This is a genomic window from Streptomyces sp. NPDC127108, from assembly GCF_042677545.1.
In the GTDB taxonomy this organism is placed as follows: domain Bacteria; phylum Actinomycetota; class Actinomycetes; order Streptomycetales; family Streptomycetaceae; genus Streptomyces.
Window position 1 is genome coordinate 16,203 of record NZ_JBHXTE010000015.1, and the last position, 19,345, is coordinate 35,547.

Here is a 19,345-nt window from a genome sequence, read left to right on the forward strand (position 1 = left end):
TGGCCATGTCCAGGGAGCAACGCGGGCCGAATGAGAAGCTCGGCACCGTTCTCGCCCTCGCGGGAATCAGCAACGCGGGACTCGCGCGCAGGGTCAACGACCTCGGCGCGCAACGCGGATTGACGCTTCGTTACGACAAGACCTCGGTGGCCCGCTGGGTGTCCAAGGGCATGGTGCCGCAGGGCGCCGCCCCGCACCTCATCGCCGCCGCCATCGGGCAGAAACTCGGCCGCCCCGTGCCGCTGCACGAAATCGGCCTCGCCGACGCGGACCCGGCCCCCGAGGTGGGCCTCGCCTTCCCGCGCGACGTGGGCGCCGCTGTGAAGGCGGCCACCGAGCTGTACCGCCTGGACCTGGCCGGACGCAGGACCGGCGGCGGCATCTGGCAGTCCCTGGCCGGCTCCTTCGCGGTCAGCGCGTACGCCACGCCCGCGTCCCGCTGGCTGATAACCCCGGCCGACAGCTCCGTCGCGCGTGACGCCTCGCACGCCTCTCTCGACGGGCCGCCCGACGCGGCCCACCAGGACGACGGCGGACCGCCGATGAAGGTCGGCCACAGCGACGTCCTGAAGCTGCGCGAGGCGGCCGAGGACGCGCGCCGCTGGGACTCCAAGTACGGCGGCGGGGACTGGCGTTCCTCCATGGTCCCCGAGTGCCTGCGCGTCGAGGCGGCGCCGCTGCTCCTCGGTTCGTACTCCGACGAGGTCGGACGCGCCCTCTTCGGAGCCAGTGCCGAACTCACCCGGCTCGCCGGCTGGATGGCCTTCGACACGGGCCAGCAGGAGGCCGCCCAGCGGTACTACATCCAGGCGCTGCGGCTCGCCCGCGCGGCGGCCGACGTGCCCCTGGGGGGATACGTCCTCGCGTCCATGTCCCTCCAGGCGACGTACCGCGGCTTCGGCGACGAGGGAGTGGACCTGGCGCAGGCCGCGCTCGAACGCAACAGGGGCCTCGCGACCGCCCGCACCATGAGCTTCTTCCGGCTCGTGGAGGCGCGCGCGCACGCGCGCGCCAACGACGCGCCCGCCGCCGGGGCCGCGCTGCGGGCCGCCGAGGGCTGGCTGGAGCGGGCCAGGGACGGCGACAACGACCCCTCCTGGCTCGGCTTCTACGGCTACGACCGCTTCGCCGCGGACGCGGCCGAGTGCTACCGCGACCTCAAGGCGCCCCGCCAGGTGCGCCGCTTCACCGAGCAGGCCCTGTCGCGGCCCACCGAGGAGTTCGTGCGCTCGCACGGATTACGGCTCGTGGTGTCGGCCGTCGCCGAGCTGGAGTCGGGCAACCTCGACGCCGCGTGCGAGCAGGGGGTGCGGGCCGTGGAGGTCGCCGGGCGGATCTCGTCCGCGCGGACCACGGAGTACGTGAAGGACCTGCTGCACCGCCTGGAGCCGTACGGCGACGAGCCCCGGGTGGTGGAGCTGCGGGAGCGGGCGCGGCCGCTGCTGGTCGCTCCCGCGTAGCCGGGGCCCGCGGCAGGTCGCCCGCCGCGGGCACGGACGTGCTCCGGCTCTCCCCGATCGCAGGTTTGGCGGGGATGTCAGTGGCGCAAGGCAGTATCGGGGGTGGGAGGTGCGATGGGGCGAGGTGCTGTGGCGTACGACTGTGACGTGCTCGTGGTCGGGGGCGGGATCGTCGGGCTCGCGGCGGCGTATGCCCTGACCCGGGCCGCGCCCGGCACCCGTGTCACCGTCCTGGAGAAGGAGCGCGGCCCCGCCCGCCACCAGACGGGGCGCAACAGCGGCGTCATCCACAGCGGGATCTACTACCGCCCCGGCTCCCTCAAGGCACGGTACGCCGTGCGGGGCGCCGCCGAGATGGTCAAGTTCTGCGCGGAGTACGGCATCCCGCACGAGGTCACCGGCAAGCTCATCGTCGCCACCGACCGCGCCGAGCTGCCCCGCCTGCACGCCCTCGTCCAGCGCGGCCGGGAAAACGGCATCCCGGTCCGCGAGCTCGGCCCCGCCCAGATCGCGGAGTACGAACCCTGTGTGCAGGGCCTCGCCGCCATCCACGTCGGCACCACCGGGATATGCGACTACGGCGCCGTCGCCGCCCAGCTCGCCCGCGCCTCCGGCGTCGAGGTGCGCTACGGCGCGGAGGTCGTGCGCGTCGACCGGCGCGCCGACCTCGGCGTCGCCGTGCGCACCGCCGCCGGGGACGTCGTGCGCGGCAAGGTCCTCGTGAACTGCGCCGGGCTCCACTGCGACCGGATCGCCCGGCTCACCGGCGACGAACCCGACATGCGCATCGTGCCCTTCCGCGGGGAGTACTTCACGCTGGCGCGGCCCGGGCTCGTGCGGGGCCTCGTGTATCCCGTGCCCGACCCCGCCTTCCCCTTCCTCGGCGTCCACCTCACCCGCGGCGTCGACGGCGGCGTGCACGTCGGGCCCAACGCGGTGCCCGCGCTCGCCCGCGAGGGGTACGGCTGGTCGGTCGTCCGGCCCCGGGAGCTCGCCGGGACGCTGGCCTGGCCGGGGGCCTGGCGGATGGCTCGGGAGCACTGGCGGTACGGGGCCGGGGAGATGCGGCGGTCGCTGTCCAAGGGGGCCTTCACCGACGCCGTGCGGCGGCTGCTGCCCGCTGTCCGGGCCGAGGATCTGCTGCCTGCGGCGGCTGGGGTGCGGGCGCAGGCCGTGCTGCGGGACGGGTCCCTCGTCGACGACTTCCTCATCCAGGAAGGGGCTCGCGCCGTCCACATCCTCAACGCCCCCTCGCCTGCGGCGACGGCGTCGTTGCCGATCGGGCGGGAGGTGGCGCGGCGGGTGCTTGCGGCGCTGTGAGCGGTGCCCTCGCGGGGGCGCCCCAGGCCCACCCCTTCACCGAAACCGGGGGCTGCGCCCCCTGGACCCCGCTGACCGGCTGATGAGGTGCGGGGGGAGGTCCCGGGCGGGTGGGACGGGCCCCCGCCGATCGGCGCTCCGCGCCTCGTCCTCAATCGCCGGACGGGCTGGGACGTTGCCGGGGCGGGCTGGAAGTGTGCCGGTGGAATTCAGCCCCTCCGGCGTTTGAGGAGCGGGGTCTGGGGCGGAGCCCCAGTTCGGGAAGGGGCGGGACTGGGGCGCCCCCGCGAGGCCCCACCCCCCGGTAAAATCGCCCCCACTGTGTCTGAGAACCCCCGCCCGAAGGGCACCCCCCGCTTCCCCGACGGACCCGCCCCCGACCCGACCGGGTCGAGGTTCGAGCGGCGGATCCGCAGCTTCACGCCGCGCCGCAGCCGCGTCACCACCGCCCAGGGCGAAGCCCTGCGCAGGCTCTGGCCCCAGTGGGGGCTGGACATCGACGGCAAGGAAGTCCTGGACCTGGACGCACTGTTCGCGGCGGACGAGCGGCCGGACGGACGGCCGGGCACCGCCCCGGTGGTCCTGGAGATCGGCTTCGGCATGGGCGAGGCCACCGCCAAGATGGCCGCCGCCGACCCCGGCACCCGCATCCTCGCCGTGGACGTGCACACCCCGGGCCAGGGCAACCTGCTCAATCTCGCGGAGCGGAACGGGCTGTCCAACATTCGGGTGGCGAACGGCGACGCGGTGATCCTCCTGACGGAGATGCTCGCCCCGGAGGCCCTGGACGGCGTCCGGGTGTACTTCCCGGACCCATGGCCGAAGGCCCGGCACAACAAGCGCCGCCTGATCCAGCCGGAATTCCTGAGCCTGCTCGCACCCCGCCTCAAGCCGGGCGGGCTGCTGCACTGCGCGACGGACTGGGAGCCGTACGCGGAGCACATGCTGGAGGTGCTGACCGCGCACCCGGACTTCGAGAACGTCCAGGAGGACGGCGGGTACGCGCCGCGGCCCGACTTCCGCCCGCAGACCCGCTTCGAGGGCCAGGGCCTGCGGAAGGGGCACGTCGTCCACGACCTGCTGTTCCGCCGCGCCGCCACCCTCACGGAGCAGCCGCAGCCGACCCCGGCGGAGCAGCCGGAGCAGCCGGAACCGGCCCCGGCGGAATCGAAGGAACCGGTCGCCCCTGAGGACCCGCCCCGCTCCTGAGGCCCGCGGACCCCGAGGCACCATCGCGGTCCGCCGCAACCCTCGTTACTGTCAAAGCCGTGGCCACCAGTCCCGCGTACCCGACGAACCCGGCGCCCGCCGGGCCCGCCGGAGCACCCGGGTCCCGGCATCCACGCTGGTGGCAGCGGCGGGCCATCCGGGCGGCCGCGCCGGTCACGCTGCTCGCGCTGTCCGGCCTGGTGATCCTCGCCCTGGTGCGGCAGCAGACCGGAACCGAGGGGTTCCTGGTGGGCCTCGGCCTCGCCACGCTGCCGGTGCCGCTGCTCGTCGCCGCGTTCCGGTGGCTGGACCGGGTGGCTCCGGGGCCGTGGCGGAACCTGCTGTTCGCCTTCGCCTGGGGCGCCTGCGCGGCCGCGCTGATAGCGATCGTCGCGAACAGCTTCGCGACCCGCTGGATAGCGACCGCGACCGCCGACCCGACGAGCGCCGACACGCTCGGCGCGACCGTCATCGCCCCGATCGTCGAGGAGACCGCGAAGGCGGCAGCCGTGCTGCTCGTCTTCCTCTTCCGAAGAGCGGACTTCACCGGTGTCGTCGACGGCTTCGTCATAGCGGGCGTCACCGCGACCGGCTTCGCCTTCACCGAGAACATCCTCTATCTCGGCAACGCCTTCGGCACCGACCAGCTCAGCGGCGAGACCGGCCTCGCGTCGGTGACGGCCGCGACGTTCTTCGTCCGGGTCGTGATGTCGCCGTTCGCGCATCCGCTGTTCACCGTGCTCACCGGCATCGGCTTCGGGATCGCCGCCCTGAGCGGCGAGCGGCACACGGCACGCCGGATAGCCCTGCCGATCGCCGGGCTGCTGCTCGCCATGGGCCTGCACGCCTTCTGGAACGGCTCGGCGAGCTTCGGCGAGTACGGCTTCTTCGTCGTGTACGCGACGTTCATGCTGCCCCTGTTCGGGCTGCTGTGCTGGCTCGCCGTCTGGCTGCGCCAGCGCGAACTGCGCCTGGTGCGCGCCGAGCTGCCCGCCTATGTGGCGGCGGGCTGGCTGACCGCGGCCGAGCCGTTCGCGCTCGGCTCGATGTCCGCGCGGGACCTCGCCCGCGACTACGCCACGCACCACCTGGGCAGGCCGGGCGGGCGGACCGTCGTCGCGTACGAGACGTACGCGACGTCGCTCGCGCTGCTCCGGCACCGGGCGGGCCGGGGCCGGGCCCGCGCGGACTTCGCCGTCCGGGAACGGGAGCTGCTCGACGCGCTGTGGGCGCGCCGCGAGGTGGTGCGCCCGGCGCTCGCGTACGCGGCGCGGGTGACGGCGCCGGTCGTGGTGCCGCTGCCGTACACCGCGTACGGCCCGCTGCACAGCACCTACGCCGCGCCGCACAGCCCGTACGGATCACCGGACGCCGCGTACGGCCCCGCCTACCCGTCGTACAACCCCTACCGCACCTGACGCACGGACCGGCACGCGCCGGATCCGCTCACGCCGACGCGGCGGTGAGGCGGGCCACCTCGTCCTCGGTCAGGTCGAGGTCGGCCACGTCGAGGAGCGCCGGGAGCTGTTCGACCGTGCGGGCGGAGGCGAGCGGGGCCGCCACCGTCGGCTGGGCGGCGAGCCAGGCCAGGGCGACCGTCGCGTGCTGGACGCCGCGTTCCTCGGCTATCGCGTCGAGGGCGGCGAGGACGCGCCGCCCGCGCTCGGTCTCCAGGTGCGCGCCCGCGTTGCCCGCCCGCGCGCTGTCGACCTCGGCGCCGGGGCGGTACTTGCCGGTCAGGAAGCCGGAGGCGAGCGAGTAGTACGGGATGGCCGCGAGGCCCGAGCGGGACGCGACCTCCTGGAGCGGGCCCTCGTAGGTGTCGCGGGAGACCAGGTTGTAGTGCGGCTGCAGCGCGACGTACCGCACCAGGCCCTCGCGGTCGGAGAAGTCCAGGGACTCCTGGAGGCGTTCGGCGCTGATGTTGGACGCGGCGATCGCCCGGACCTTGCCGGAGCGCACCAGTTCGTCGAGGGCGGTGACGAACTCCTCGACCGGCACGGACGGGTCGTCGTAGTGGGTGTAGTAGAGGTCGATGTAGTCGGTGCCGAGGCGGCGCAGCGACTCCTCGACGCCGGACTTGATGGTGTTCGCCGCGAGGCCCTTGTAGTCGGGGTGGGCGCCGACCTTGCTGGCGATGACGACGTCGGAGCGGTTGCCGCGCGCGGCGAGCCAGCGGCCGAGGACGGTCTCGGACTCGCCGCCCTTGTTGCCGGGTGCCCAGGCCGAGTACACGTCGGCGGTGTCCACGAAGTTGCCGCCCGCGGCCGTGTAGGCGTCGAGGACGGCGAAGGACTGTGCTTCGTCGGCGGTCCAGCCGAAGACGTTGCCGCCGAGGGCGAGGGGGAAGACTTCGAGGTCGGAGGAGCCCAGCGGGCGGAGTGTGGTCATAAGGGGCTCAACATCCGCACCGGGGAACGAATTCCGTGTGTGGCCCACGGAAATCCGCGGCTCCGCTCCGGCCGCCGTGGGCCCCGACCGGCGGCCCTGGCGTCGGGGGGTCGTCGCCAGGACCGCCGGAGCCGGTGGGGTGTTACGGGTTGAGGCCCTTGCCCTGCAGCCAGGCCAGCGGGTCGATGTTGGCGCCGCCGCTGGTGTGGACCTCCATGTGGAGGTGCGGTCCGGTGACGTTGCCGGTCGCGCCGACGCGGCCGATGACCTCGCCCGTGGTGACCTTCTGGCCGACGCTGACGCTCATCGAGGACTGGTGGCAGTACCAGATTTCGGTGCCGTCCTTGAGTTCGAGCACCGTGCGGTAGCCGTACGAGCCCGACCAGCCGGCCGACTTGATGGTGCCGGTGTGCACGGCCTTGAGCGGCGTGCCGGTAGGGGCGGCGAAGTCCAGGCCGGTGTGCTGGCCGGAGGACCACATGGATCCGGAGTCGCCGAAGTGCGAGGTGAGGGTGTACGAGGAGGTGGGCAGCGAGAAGCTCTTGGCGAGCTTGGCGAGGCGCTCCGCCTCGGCCTTCTTGCGCGCGGCCTCTTCCTTCTTGCGCTTCTCCTCGGCGGCCTTGGCCTTCGCGGCCGCCTTCGCCTTGTCCTGCTCGGCCTTGGCCTGCTCGGCGGCCTTCTTCACGGCGGCGTCCTCGGCCGCGATGCGCTGGGCGTCCTCGGCCTGGTGCTGCTGGTTCTCGGCCTGCTGCATGATGCGGGCGCGCAGGGCCTCGCCGGCGCCGGTGGTGCCGCGCTCGGCGTCGGCGGTGGTGACGCCCGCGGAGCTGAGCGGCGCGGCGGCCGCGACGGTGGTCGTGTCGGAGCCGTCGTCGGAGCCGTCGGATATCAGGGAGCCCACGCCCGGCAGGGACTTGGCCTCCGGGAGCTGGTCGGTGACGGCCGACATGTCCGGCATGGCGATGGAGACCGGCGGCTTGCCGCCCTGCGCGGTGGCGATGCCGCCCGCGCCCACGGCCGCGATGACGCCGACGCCGAGGACGGTGGAGCTGCGCGCGAGTCCGCCGCCGCCCTTCTTGTGGACCCGGTGCCGGCCGCGCACGGGGCGGATGGACTCCGCGGTGGGGTTCCACTCCTCCCACGGCTCCTGGGGGGCGTACCCGCCGAATCCCGCGGGACCTTGCGGTCCTTCTTCGGAGTCGTCGTTCGGTACGTAGAGCGCTTCGGGGGCAGGCCGGTTGGACGCCACTGGGGCGCACTCCTTTCCTTCCTTCTCGCCTACCGGGTTAGCTGACGGGTTCGGAGCAGGAAGGTCTCCTACGGGCGTGGTGCGTGCCCGATTCACCCCAATGTGGTGGTTCCCCGGCTCCCTTGCGGGATTAGGCGCGTGCGCACGGAGCCGACTTGAGTGCCGGCTGGGACGACCGCGCTGCGTTATCGAACGTTAATAGACGGCGGTGCCGTATTCCAAGCCGTTCCGACTGATCGTTAACGCTTACGCTACGAACACAAGGGACATCAGCGGCTGGAGTAGGGCGAGTTGAGCGGAGACCATGACGCACCGCAGCGTTCTGGATCTCCACGGCTTGCTGACATCACGTCAATCACGCTGCGGAGGGGTGCCCTTCAGTCACCGACCGTCACCGGACGGCGTACGGCGAGCATCGCCAGGTCGTCCGTGGCGCCGCCCCCGGTGTGCCGGCGGACCTCGTCGACGAGGGTCGCGAGGAGCGAGTCGGGGCCCGCGGGGCCGGGAAAGATCCGGCCGCCGAGCCGGGTGGCGGGGACGTAGAACTCGCCGTCCTCGTCCCTGGCCTCGGAGAGCCCGTCGGTGTAGAGCAGCAGCGTGGCCCCCGGCGGGAACGGGCTCTGGTCCGCGCGGTCCGGCCAGGTGCCGAGTTCGCCCATGCCGAGCGGCAGCGCGGGCTCGGACGGCGACAGCACGCACAGCCGCCCGTCGGCGCGCAGCATCAGCGGTTCGGGGTGGCCGCGGTTGATGATCCGTACGGTGCCCTCGTCGCCGCGCGGGACCTCCACGAGGACCGCCGTGGTGAACCCCTCGAAGGCGTCGAGCCCGTCGCGCCGCGTCCCCTCCCGCGCAAGGGCACGCTCCAGGCGCTGCGCCACCGCCTCCAGCGTGGCCTCCTGCTCGGCGGCCTCCCGGAAGGCGCCGATGACGACGGCGACGGCGGCCACCGCGCCCATCCCCTTGCCCCGTACGTCACCGACGACGAGCCGCACCCCGTGCGGGGTGTCCTGCACGGCGTACAGGTCCCCGCCGATGAACGCGTCGGCCTCCGCGGCCTCGTACCGCGCGGCGATGTCCAGGCCGCCGATCCGCGGGTCGGGCTGCGGCAGGACCGCGCGCTGGGTGGCCTCGGCGATGGAGCGGGCGGAGGCGAGGCGGGCGTCGCCGCGGCGGACGACCCGGTTGATGACGACGGCCAGCGCGCCGACGGTCAGCATCGTCAGGAACTCGGTGATGACCTGCACGTCGGCGGCGCCGTCGACGCGGTGGCTCAGGCGCAGCAGGAGCATGGCGGCGCAGGACACGGCGGCGGTCGCGACGGTGGTCCGAAGCCGGAAGAACGGGGCGGTGATCAGGGGTGCCGCGGCGAACAGCGGGGACGCGGTGAACTCGGGCGGCGTGAGCATGTCGAAGCAGATCCCGGCGACGAGGAGGAGCGGGGGCAGCGCGCGGACGAGGGCCCGCTCGCGGGGCAGGGCGCGGGTGGTGTCGCCGGGGGCGACGGTCGGCCGGGGGCGGCGTGCCTTGCGGGGGCGCGGACCGGGGCCGGGGCCGGGACGGGGACGGCCTGGGCCGGGACCGGGGCGGCCTGGGCCGCCGGACTCCCCGCCCCCGGTCCCCGGGCCACCCTGCGCACCGTCCGGCCCCCCACCACGCACAGCAACCACCACCACTCCACTCCACCGCATCAGCGCCGCGTCGGCCCGTCCAGGCTTCCCGCAGCGGGGGCCCGGGGCGACCTGATGTGGGCCGAGTGGGTGAGCCGCGTGGTGGGGCGGGGACGCGCCCGGGGGCGTGGGGCCGAGCGGAACCGGCACCGCACGCCCCGGGCGCGCGAGGGTCAGGCGGCGTCACCCCCGAGCACCGGCACCGGCGCAGCGAGCCGACCGGATCTGCCGAGCGAGCGCAGGGCCAGCGCGCAGCCGACGCCGAGGACGGCGAGGGCGAGCCACGGCACCGCGGGCAGCCCCCGGTTCTCCGCCACGTCGAGCAGCGCGCCCATCGCGAGGTTCCCCGCGGTGATGCCGACGCCGCAGACCGTGTTGTAGAGGCCGTAGTGCGTGGCCACCCACTTCTCCCCCGCGAGCGAGACGACGGTGTCCATCTCGAAGGGGTAGAGCACCGCGTTCGCCGCCGCCAGGGCCGCCGCGCACAGCAGCAGCGCCGTGACGCCCGCGTACCCGGGTCCACCCAGGGCGGGCGGCAGGAACGCGGCCCCCATCAGGGCGAGCCCGGCGACCAGACACTGCTCCCGCGTCCACGTGCGCTTGCACCAGTCGGTGATCCGCAGCTGGCCGACGAGCGCGACGAGCCCCGACACCACGAACAGCGCGCTGGTCGCGACCGTCGTGGCCGTGCCCCCGCCGAGCAGCCGCTCCACTTCGAGGGGCAGCGCGAGGTACACCTGGAACGACAGGACGTACGAGCCGGTCATGGCGAGCGAGAACAGCCAGAACGGCCGGTTGCCGAACACCGCCCGCCACTGTCCCTGCCCGGTCCCGGCGGCGCCGTCCGCGGTCGCCGCCTCCCCCTTGCGCACCGGCAGGCGCAGCACCTGCACCACCGAGAGCAGGGCGAACAGGACGGCCGCCACCGCGCACGTGAGCTTGAAGTCCACGCCGGTCAGGGCGAGTCCGACGAGCGGGCCGAGCAGGATGCCGGTCTGGTAGAAGACGTTGAACAGCGCGAACGCCTCCACGCGGCGCTCCGGTGTGCCCGCCTCGGCGGCCACGTACGCGCGTACCGCCGGATTGAACAGCGCCCCCGCGAGCCCGGTCGCCGCCGACGCCGCGATGAGCACGGGCAGCGTCTGCGCGAACGCGAGCGCCGCGAAGCCGCCGGTGCGCAGGGCGCATCCGGCGACGATCATCGGCTTGTACCCGAGCCGGTCGGCGAGCGCCCCGCCGACCAGGAACATCCCCTGCTGGGAGAGGTTCCGCACGCCGAGCACCAGGCCCACCGCCCAGGCGGCGAGCCCGAGTTGACCGGAGAGGTGGGCCGCCAGGTACGGCATCAGCATGTAGAAGCCGAGGTTGATGCTGAACTGGTTGACGAAGAGGAGTTGCACGGCGGGCTCGAAGGTGCGCGCGCGGGCCCAGACCTGGGTCACTGGACGACGCCTTCGCCGGGTACGGCGACGGGGTGGCCGTGGGCGCCGACGGGTTCGCCGGGGAGTCCGGAGGCACCGGACCAGCCCACCTCACCCCGCACGTCCCACCGCGGAGCCGTCGCGCACCGTCCGGCCCGCCACCTGCTCCACGCCACCACCCCGTCCCCGGGGCCGGGCACCTCAAGGGGCTCGTCCGGGATCGTGCCGGGGCGGCCGAGCAGCCCGTGCGCCTCGCAGTACTCGTCGTTGAACACCGTGTCGAAGTAGCGCTGCGGCCCGTCCGGGAACACCGCGGCGATGCGCGTCCCGCGCGGCCTGGTGCGGGCGAGCCACGCCGCGACGAGCGCGACCGCGCCCACGCTCCAGCCGCCCGAGGCGAACTGCCGCCCGGCGAGCCGCCGCGCGCTGCGCACGGCCTCGGCGGGACCCACCCAGTGGACCTCGTCGAAGGCGGCGTGGTCGACGTTGCGCGGGTGGATCGACGAGCCGAGTCCGCGCATCAGGCGGGGGCCCGCGGCGAGCCCGAAGATGGTCGAGGCGACGCTGTCCACGCCGACCAGTTCGAGGCCGGGCAGGGCGGCGGCACGCAGGGTCCTGGCGATCCCGGCGGAGTGCCCGCCGGTGCCGACGGCACACACGAGGATGTCGAACTGGCCGATCTGCCGGACGAGTTCGTCGGCGAGGGGCCGGTAGGCGGCCTGGTTCTCGGGGTTGTGGTACTGGTTCGGGCACCAGGCCCCGGTGAACTCGGGACGCTCCATCAGCGCGGCGACCCGCTCGACCCTGGCCTGCTGCCAGCCGCCCACGGGCCCGGGTTCGCGGACGAGGTGGACGCGGGCGCCGTGCGCGGTCAGCATCCGCTCGACGATGGGTTCGAGGCCGGGGTCGGTGACGATGTGCACGGGGTGGCCGTAGTGCACGCCCGCGAGGGCGAGGCCGAGGCCGAGGGTTCCGGAGGTGGACTCGACGATGGGCGCGCCGGGCCGCAACTCGCCGCGGGCGCGGGCCCGTTCCACCATGTGGAGGGCGGCCCGGTCCTTGATGCCGCCGAAGTTGAAGCCTTCGAGCTTGGCCCAGTAGCCGCGGCCGCCGTCGGGCGAGGGTTCGTCGATCCAGAGCACGGGCGTGTTGCCCACGGCGGCCGCCGCGGGCTGAAGGTTGCCGATCATGCGGGTGTGTCCTTCGGTGCTTCGGTACGTGGATGGGGGGTGGCGTGGGAGTCCGCGCGGGAACTCCGGAGCACCCTCAGTTCCGGTCCACTCCGATGGCGAGAAGGAGCCGCTGGCCCGACTCCGGACAACAGGGCCCTGCGCGGGGCGGCACGCACCGGGCGAGCCGGGCCGCCGTGTCCGCCGCCAGTACGCCGTCGAGGGCGTCCTTGCCGGTCTTGCCGCCCTTGCCGCCCGCCCCGTCCTGCCGCTCCCGGTCGGCGGGCTGCGCGGCGAGCGCCGCGGGGTGTGCCGAGCCGGCGTGCTCGCCGTGGCTCGGGCCGGGGCAGGCGTGGTGGACGGGCGGGGTGGCGGTGACCGCGGTCGCGGCGGTGAGCCCGTGCGGCCCGTGGCACACACCGGCGAACAGCGCACAGGTGATGAACAGCACCACCGAGACCAGGTACCGCAGCCGACCCATAGTGATCACAAAGCTACGCACGGCACACGAGTCAGCGCAAAGCCCTCCGCCGACAACGGCGCGAAACAACGCCACGTACAGCCGAAACACATCCACCCGACGCGGCCCCGGTGCCACACATGCCGAAGGCCCGGAATCGATGAACGATTCCGGGCCTTCGGTTTCAGTAGCGGGGACAGGATTTGAACCTGCGACCTCTGGGTTATGAGCCCAGCGAGCTACCGAGCTGCTCCACCCCGCGTCGGTGAACCCAACAGTACGCCATCCGACGTGCGGAAAGCGAACCGGTTACGAACAGCCCCCTCGGCGGGCCCGCCGTCATGTGTTCTCGGCGTGCGTCAGCGTCTCCCAGGCCACGAACAGGTCGTCCGTGCCCTCGGGCCGCCGCTCGGTGGTGAGCCGCTCGGTCTGGGGGAGGTCGAGGCCGAGGCGGCCGCGCAGGTGGTTGAGGGCGACCTCGGTGTCGGGCCCCATGTCGCGCTGGACCCTGCCGCCGCACAGCCAGCCGGGCACGGCGGCGCCGAGCTGGTAGCGGGAGTGGAACTCCAGGGCGGCCTTGAGCCGGTCCTCGGCCTCGCCGTACAGGTCGACACCTTGGTGCCAGGCGGTCTCGGCGATGTGCGCGGTGGCGGCGAGCGAGTAGCTGGCGTGCTTGAAGTTGCGGCAGGTCTCCTGGGAGAGGCCGTCGGCGAAGGTCTTCTGCCCGAACCAGTACTTCTGGAGCTGGGCCTCGGTGGTGATGTCGCTGCCCTCCGGCGACACGGGGAGCTTTCCGTCGGACTTCAGGTAGAAGTAGGCGGGGACGCGGGTGCGGAAGTGGTGGACGGCCCGTTCGAACGACTCGTGGTCGTCGAGGAAGACGGCCATGCCGATGGTGGCGTCGGCCATGACGAGGTCCCAGTTGCCGTTGAAGTCGGCCGATCCGTCACGGACTTGGGGCAGGTAGGCGTTGCGGAGCATCCGCTCGAAGCGCAGCAGTTCGCCGTCGGTCCAGCCGTCGTAGGTGTAGCGCACGGCCTCGGCGGCGCGGGCCCAGGAGGTGGCGGCCCAGGCGGTCTGGAGCCCGGCGTTCGCCTCCGTGTGCCGGGTGAGCACGCGGGACCAGGCGTCCATGATCTGCACGGCCTTCGCGGCGTGGGCGCGGTCGCCGGTGATGTTGTAGAGCAGCGCGTGCGTGTACGCGGCGAGCGCGTCCTCGCGCTCCTCGACGCACCCCTGCCCGGGCCGCAGGTCGGGCGGGCAGGCCACGACGGCGTACGGCTTGGCCGTGTAGTCGTTCGCGGCGTACTTGCTGGCCCGCATCTGCTGGAACGCCTTGAACCAGGGCTCCTCCCGCGCGGCGACATGCGCGCGGACCCGTTCGAGCTGCTTCTTGCTGACGAGCACCCCGGGGTGCGAGAACGGCAGATCGGCGGCACGAGCCCGCCGTACCCCGTCGCCCTCTCCTTCATCACCACCACACCCCGCGCCACCGATCCCCAGCCCCAGGATCAGCACCACCACGACCACCCCCCGCACCCCACGTCTCCTTCGATCCGCCGCCGCCATCCCGCACCTCCGTATCGGGCGTATCGGGTCGCGCCACTGGCAGCGTGTCGTGGGGTGGGTGGGGGCGCAGGGGGTGATGGGCCATGCGGGTGACGCGCCCCCCGATGCGGCGGAACACCCGTGTCAGGACCCGTGTCAGGGGCGTGACAGGGCCGTGACAGGTGGGGTCGCGACCTTAGGGGGCATGAAGACTTCGGCAATCGCGGTCTCGGGACTGCGCAAGGCGTTCGGTGACAAGGTCGTGCTCGACGGCATCGACTTCGATGTTCCGGCGGGATCGGTCTACTCGCTGCTCGGTCCGAACGGGGCGGGCAAGACGACGACGGTGAACATCCTGACGACGTTGATGACGGCGGACGCCGGGCTGGTGCAGGTGGCCGGGCACGACGTGGTCAGCGGGACCAAGGGGGTGCGCGCGGCGATCGGTGTGACGGGGCAGTTCGCCGCCGTGGACGAGCTGCTTTCGGGGCGGGAGAACCTGCTTCTGATGGCGGAGCTGAAGCGGGTGCGCAACAAGGAGAAGCTCATCGCGAGCCTCCTGGAGCGGTTCGACCTGGTGGAGTCGGCGCAGAAGCTGGCGTCGACGTACTCCGGCGGCATGCGCAGGAAGCTGGACCTGGCGATGACCCTCGTCGGCAGCCCGGAGATCATCTTCCTGGACGAGCCGACGACCGGCCTCGACCCGCGCAGCAGGCGCACCATGTGGCAGATCGTCCGTGAGCTGGTGTCCGAGGGCACCACCATCTTCCTCACCACCCAGTACCTGGAAGAGGCCGACCAGCTCGCCGACCGCATCGCCGTCCTGAGCGGCGGCAGGATCGCCGCCGAGGGCACCGCCGACGAGCTGAAGCGCCTCATCCCCGGCGGCCACGTGCTCCTCCGCTTCACCGACCCGGCCGCGTACCGGCACGCCGCCTCCGCCCTGCGCGAGGAGGCCACCAAGGACGACGAGGCGCTGTCGCTGCAGATCCCCAGCGACGGCACCCAGCGCGAGCTCCGCTCCATCCTCGACTGGCTGGACTCGGTCGACATCGAGGCGGACGAGCTGACCGTGCACACCCCCGACCTCGACGACGTCTTCCTCGCCCTGACCGAGCGCACCGGCTCGGGCCCCGGCACGACCACCGGCACCACCACCAACTACACCGACAAGGCGGCGATCTCCCAGTGAGCACTGTTTCCACGGCCATGGCCGACTCGGCGATCATGCTGCGCCGCAATCTGAAGCACACCCTGCGGAACCCGGTCACGGTGTTCAACGCGATCCTGTTCCCCATCGTGATGATGCTGCTGTTCGTCAAGGTCCTCGGCGGCGGCTTCGACGTCGGCGTCCCCTACATCGACTACGCGACGCCCGGACTGCTCGTGATGACCATCAGCTACGGCCTCGGAGCCACCTCCACGGCCGTGAACGACGACATGGCCAAGGGCATCATCAACCGGTTCAAGACCATGGACGTCTCCCGGGGCGCCATGCTCACCGGCCACGTCGTCGTCACGACGGTGCGCTGCCTGGTGGCCTGCTCCGCCATCGTCGGGGTGGCCTTCCTGATGGGGTTCGACCCGGGCGCGAGCGCCGCCGACTGGCTCGGCGTGCTCGGTCTGATCCTGCTGGTCAGCTTCGCCGCCAGCTGGCTCACCGTCGCCCTCGGCCTGGCCGCGAAGTCCCCGGAGTCGGCGGGCATGGCCACCGTGCCGCTGATCATGCTGCCGTTCCTGAGCAGCGCGTTCGTCCCCTCGGACACGATGGGCACGGGCATCCGGCAGTTCGTGGAGTACCAGCCCTTCACCCCGATCATCGAGACGCTGCGCGGGCTGCTCGCGGGCGACCCGTCCAGCGGCGACACGATCGCGGCGGTCGCCTGGAGCGTCGGCTTCGCCGCCGTCGGGTACCTGTGGGCGGTCTCCTCGTTCAAGAAGCGAGCGTGATCCACGTCCGCGTCCACGCTCAGGAAGCGAGCGTGGCCCCGGCCAGGTCGGACCAGCCGGTCCGCCTCCCCTCCCGAGCCGCCTCGGCGAACCGCGTGTCGCCGAGGCGGCTCCGCGCCGTCCGCTCGATCCGGGCCGCGTCCGGGTGGGAGCGGTCCTTGAGCCCGAGTACGCCCTCGCTCGCGGCGAGCAGCCGTACGGCCTGCTCGTGCTCACCACGGCGCAGCGCCAGGTCCGCGACCCCGACGAGTGCCCGCGCGATCACCGGCGCGTGCCCCGCCTCGGCGGCCGCCGCGCAGGCCGCCGCCCGGTGCTCACGGGCCTCGCCGAGGTCGTCGGCGAGATACCCGAGCAGGTCGTACGTCATGGAGCGGATGTTGGCCCGCTCCGCCTCCTCGCCCAACAGGGCCTTCACGACCGCGAGTTGCGCGCGCGCCTCCCGGGTGTCGCCGCCCCACCGGGCGAGTTCGGCCTTCGCGAAGGCCAGGACGGCCAGCGAGCCCGGCCAGGTGACCCGCTCCGCGCACCGCTCGGCGTCGGCGAGCGCGGCCGCGCTCGCGTCCTCGTCGCCGAGGAGCCGGTACAACTGCGCCTGCGCCGACCGGATCGGGATGACGTCCTCGGTGGCGCCGACCTCGGCGACGGCCGTGATCGCCTGCTCGTAGTGCTCGCACGCCTCGGCGAACTCGCCGCGCACGGCGACGCGGGCCGCGAGCTCCGTGCGGGCGAAGGAGATCCCGAACCGCTCGCCGAGCGCGCGGAATTCGGCGACGGCCTGTTCGAGGTGCGCGTCCGCCTCCCGCCCGTCCTCCGCGAGGGGACCGCCGCCCGACCCGCCTTGGCCGCCCTGCCGGTCCTGCCGGTCCTGCCCGAGCATGATCCGCATCTTGCCCATGTGCAGCCGGGCGATCGCCCGCGCCCAGGGGTCCTCGTGGTCGAGCAGCGCCTCGAACGCGGACACACTCGCGCCGGGCTCCCGCAGCAGGTGCTCCAGCGGGGCGACGAGCCCGATGAGCGGGTGACTGCGCAGACCCGGCCGACCCCGCCGACTGAACTCGTACGCCTTGTGGATCCACTCCGCGGCCTGGTGCTCGTCACCGGGCCCGGACGTCACGAACAGCACGACCAGCGCGTACACCGTGGCCCGTACGTCATCCGTCACCTCGCCGGGCGTCCGGACGGCCGCGGTGATCAGCTCGAAGCCCTCGGTCCTGTGCCCGCTGAGCCACCAGTACCAGCCCGCGCCCGCCGCGAGCCGCATCGCCGCCTGCGCCTCGCCCGCGGCGAGCGCACCGCGCATCGCCGCGCCGATGTCGTCGTGCTCGGCGTCGAGGACGGCGAGCCACTCCAGTTGCTCGGCGCGGCGCAGGTGCGGCTCCGCGGTCTCGGCCAGCTCGGACACGTGGGCGAGGTGCGCGTGCCGCGCCAGGTCCGCCTCGCCCGCCTCCGCGAGCCGCTGCCCGGCGTACTCCTTGATCGTGCCGAGCATCCGGTAGCGGGGCGCGCCGCCGCCCTCGGCGCGCAGCAGGGACTTCTCGGTCAGGGTCGTGAGCAGTTCGAGCACGTGCTCCGGCGCGACACCGTCGCCACCAGCGGATACGTCATCGGCGTACCCCGCGCAGACCCGTTCCGCCCCCTCCAGGCTCGCCCCGCCGGAGAACACCGAGAGCCTGCGCAACACCGTCCGCTCGGCGTCGGTGAGCAGCTCCCAGCTCCAGTCGACCACCGCGCGCAGCGTCTTGTGCCGGGGCAGGGCGGTCCGGCTGCCGCTGGTCAGCAGGCGGAACCGGTCGTCGAGCCGGTGGGCGAGCTGGTCGACGGTCATCGTGCGCAGCCGGGCCGCGGCCAGCTCGATCGCCAGCGGCATCCCGTCGAGGGCCCGGCACACGCGCACCATCGTCGCCAGCGTGCGGCCGTCGTCGGCGAGGCCCCGGCGCACGGCCCCGGCCCGGTCCCGCAGCAGCCGCACGGCGGGCGAGGACGCGATCTCGTCCGGGCCCGCGCCGCCGTCCGGCAGGGCCAGCGGCTCGACCTGCCACAGCGCCTCGCCGGTGATGCCGAGCGGCTCCCGGCTCGTCGCCAGGATCCGCAGCCGCCGGCACTCGCCGAGCAGCCGGTCGGCGAACACCGCGGCGGACTCGATCACGTGCTCGCAGTTGTCCAGGATCAGCAGCGCGTCCCGCTCGCGGCAGGCGGCGACGAGCCGGTCCGTCAGGTCCGCGTTCGGGGCCCCGCCGAACAGGGCGTCCCGCAGGTCGAGCCCGGCGAGCGTCGCCTGCGCCACGTCACCGTCCGGGCCGATGGCGGCGAGCTCCACCAGCCAGGCCCCGTCGGGCAGTTCACCGAGGAGCGTGCGCGCGGTCTCGGTGGCGAGCCTGGTCTTGCCCGAGCCGCCGGGGCCGATGAGGGTGGTGAGCCGGTGCGCGGCGACGCGTTCGCGCACCGCGGCGATGTCGGCCTCCTTGCCGACGAAGCTGGTCAGCTCGGCCCGCAGATTGGTCCGCCGCCGCCCCTGCCCCGACCCGCCCCCGTCCCGCTCGACGCCGCCACCCCTCGTGGCCCCCGCACGCCTCTCCGCCGCCCCCGCCCCACCCAACGCACCCAACTCGCCCGGTCCGCCCAACGCACCCAACTCCCCCCGCAACACCGCCCCATGCAACGCGGCCAGCGCGGGCGACGGATCGATGCCCAGCGCGTCGGCGAGGGCTTCCCGCGCGTTCTCGTAGGCCGACAGCGCCTCCCCGGTGCGCCCGGCGGCGACGAGGGCGCGCATCAGCGCGGCGACGAGCCGTTCCCGTACCGGATGCGCGGCGACCAGGCCGCTCAGCTCGGTGACGAGCTCCGCACCGCGTCCGAGGGCGACCTCCGCCTCGACCCGCTCCTCCGTGGCGGTCAGCCACAGCGCGTCGAGCCGGGCGACGGCGGCGTCGAAGGCGGCGCTGTCCCGCACGCCCACGTCCTGCAGGGCGGCACCGCGCCACAGGTCGAGCCCTTCACGGAGCAGCCGCACCCGCTCGGCACGATCGGTGACCGCCTGCCCGGCGGCGACAAGGCGCTCGAACCGCGGAACGTCGACCGCGTCGGCGTCGGCCGGGACGGCGAGGCGATATCCGTCGGTCCGGGCCTCGACCACCCCGTCCGGCAGCAGCTTCCGCAACCGCGACACCAGCCGCTGCAAGGCGTTCGTGGCGTCGGCGGGCGGGGACTCCCCCCAGATCCAGTCGACGAGCACGGCCTTCGGCACGGCCTGCCCCGGCCGGAGCGCGAGCGCGGCCAACAGCCCACGCAGCCGCGCCCCGGGAACGTCGACCGTCCCACCGCCGTCGGTACGCACTTCGAACGGCCCCAGCATCCCGATCTGCACCAGCCGAGTTTGCCATGTGCGCGCCGAGCTCGATCCGGGGCCGTATGTACCGGGGGAAGCGGGAATCGGCCATGGTCGGAGGGGTGACCTGGCCGGTGTGGCCGGGGGGTCCTAGCGTCCTGGCGGAGTGAGGGGCG

14 protein-coding genes, 1 tRNA gene and 1 riboswitch are annotated in these 19,345 nt (G+C 73.5%); of the genes, 6 read left to right on the forward strand and 9 right to left on the reverse strand.

Going from position 1 to position 19,345, the window contains the following annotated elements; translation table 11 throughout:
• The first annotated feature begins 5 nt into the window (after positions 1–5).
• The 4 genes from ACFVHO_RS14615 (at position 6) to ACFVHO_RS14630 (ending at position 5,407) form a co-directional block, all read left to right on the forward strand.
• Entirely contained in the window at positions 6–1,460 is a 1,455-nt protein-coding gene (locus ACFVHO_RS14615; protein WP_385713505.1) for an MFS transporter, read from the forward strand.
• 114 nt (positions 1,461–1,574) lie between these two features.
• Positions 1,575–2,780 (forward strand): L-2-hydroxyglutarate oxidase, encoded by a 1,206-nt coding sequence (gene lhgO / locus ACFVHO_RS14620; RefSeq protein ID WP_385713507.1) that lies wholly within the window; start codon positions 1,575–1,577, stop codon positions 2,778–2,780.
• 321 nt (positions 2,781–3,101) lie between these two features.
• Positions 3,102–3,989 carry a tRNA (guanosine(46)-N7)-methyltransferase TrmB gene (gene trmB, locus ACFVHO_RS14625; RefSeq protein WP_385713509.1) on the forward strand — a complete coding sequence of 296 codons (888 nt, stop codon included), beginning with the start codon at positions 3,102–3,104 and terminating at the stop codon, positions 3,987–3,989.
• A gap of 59 nt (positions 3,990–4,048) precedes the next feature.
• Positions 4,049–5,407, forward strand: a complete 1,359-nt coding sequence (locus ACFVHO_RS14630; protein WP_385713511.1) for a PrsW family intramembrane metalloprotease — start codon at positions 4,049–4,051, stop codon at positions 5,405–5,407.
• Between the two features lie 28 nt (positions 5,408–5,435).
• Here the strand turns inward: ACFVHO_RS14630 and ACFVHO_RS14635 are convergent, their stop codons facing one another.
• From ACFVHO_RS14635 to ACFVHO_RS14670, 8 genes are all read right to left on the reverse strand, one after another.
• On the reverse strand, positions 5,436–6,380 hold the full coding sequence (locus tag ACFVHO_RS14635) for an aldo/keto reductase (RefSeq protein WP_385713512.1): 945 nt from the start codon (positions 6,378–6,380) through the stop codon (positions 5,436–5,438).
• A gap of 142 nt (positions 6,381–6,522) precedes the next feature.
• A complete protein-coding gene (locus ACFVHO_RS14640; RefSeq protein WP_385713514.1) occupies positions 6,523–7,629 on the reverse strand; it encodes a M23 family metallopeptidase in 1,107 nt (368 codons plus the stop codon).
• Positions 7,630–7,640: 11 nt separating this feature from the next.
• Positions 7,641–7,776: riboswitch (cyclic di-AMP (ydaO/yuaA leader) on the reverse strand.
• A gap of 230 nt (positions 7,777–8,006) precedes the next feature.
• Positions 8,007–9,296 carry a PP2C family protein-serine/threonine phosphatase gene (locus ACFVHO_RS14645; RefSeq protein ID WP_385713515.1) on the reverse strand — a complete coding sequence of 430 codons (1,290 nt, stop codon included), beginning with the start codon at positions 9,294–9,296 and terminating at the stop codon, positions 8,007–8,009.
• A 173-nt stretch (positions 9,297–9,469) separates the two neighbouring features.
• Positions 9,470–10,738, reverse strand: a complete 1,269-nt coding sequence (locus ACFVHO_RS14650; RefSeq protein ID WP_385713517.1) for an MFS transporter — start codon at positions 10,736–10,738, stop codon at positions 9,470–9,472.
• Positions 10,735–11,907, reverse strand: a complete 1,173-nt coding sequence (locus ACFVHO_RS14655; protein ID WP_385713519.1) for a PLP-dependent cysteine synthase family protein — start codon at positions 11,905–11,907, stop codon at positions 10,735–10,737. Before ACFVHO_RS14655 ends, ACFVHO_RS14650 begins: the two co-directional genes overlap by 4 nt.
• Before the next feature lie 76 nt (positions 11,908–11,983).
• Positions 11,984–12,367 (reverse strand): hypothetical protein, encoded by a 384-nt coding sequence (locus tag ACFVHO_RS14660; RefSeq protein WP_385713521.1) that lies wholly within the window; start codon positions 12,365–12,367, stop codon positions 11,984–11,986.
• 167 nt (positions 12,368–12,534) lie between these two features.
• A tRNA-Met gene (locus ACFVHO_RS14665) sits at positions 12,535–12,608 on the reverse strand.
• A 77-nt stretch (positions 12,609–12,685) separates the two neighbouring features.
• Positions 12,686–13,915: an alginate lyase family protein gene (locus ACFVHO_RS14670; RefSeq protein ID WP_385713523.1), complete on the reverse strand. Its 1,230-nt coding sequence runs from the start codon at positions 13,913–13,915 to the stop codon at positions 12,686–12,688.
• A gap of 184 nt (positions 13,916–14,099) precedes the next feature.
• Here ACFVHO_RS14670 and ACFVHO_RS14675 point away from each other — a divergent pair, with 184 nt between their 5' ends.
• Positions 14,100–15,086 (forward strand): ATP-binding cassette domain-containing protein, encoded by a 987-nt coding sequence (locus tag ACFVHO_RS14675; RefSeq protein ID WP_385713525.1) that lies wholly within the window; start codon positions 14,100–14,102, stop codon positions 15,084–15,086.
• Complete coding sequence (locus ACFVHO_RS14680) at positions 15,083–15,844, forward strand: ABC transporter permease (protein ID WP_385713527.1); 762 nt, start codon at positions 15,083–15,085, stop codon at positions 15,842–15,844. Before ACFVHO_RS14675 ends, ACFVHO_RS14680 begins: the two co-directional genes overlap by 4 nt.
• 19 nt (positions 15,845–15,863) lie before the next feature.
• Here the strand turns inward: ACFVHO_RS14680 and ACFVHO_RS14685 are convergent, their stop codons facing one another.
• Entirely contained in the window at positions 15,864–19,208 is a 3,345-nt protein-coding gene (locus ACFVHO_RS14685; protein ID WP_385713529.1) for a BTAD domain-containing putative transcriptional regulator, read from the reverse strand.
• Between the last annotated feature and the right edge of the window lie 137 nt (positions 19,209–19,345).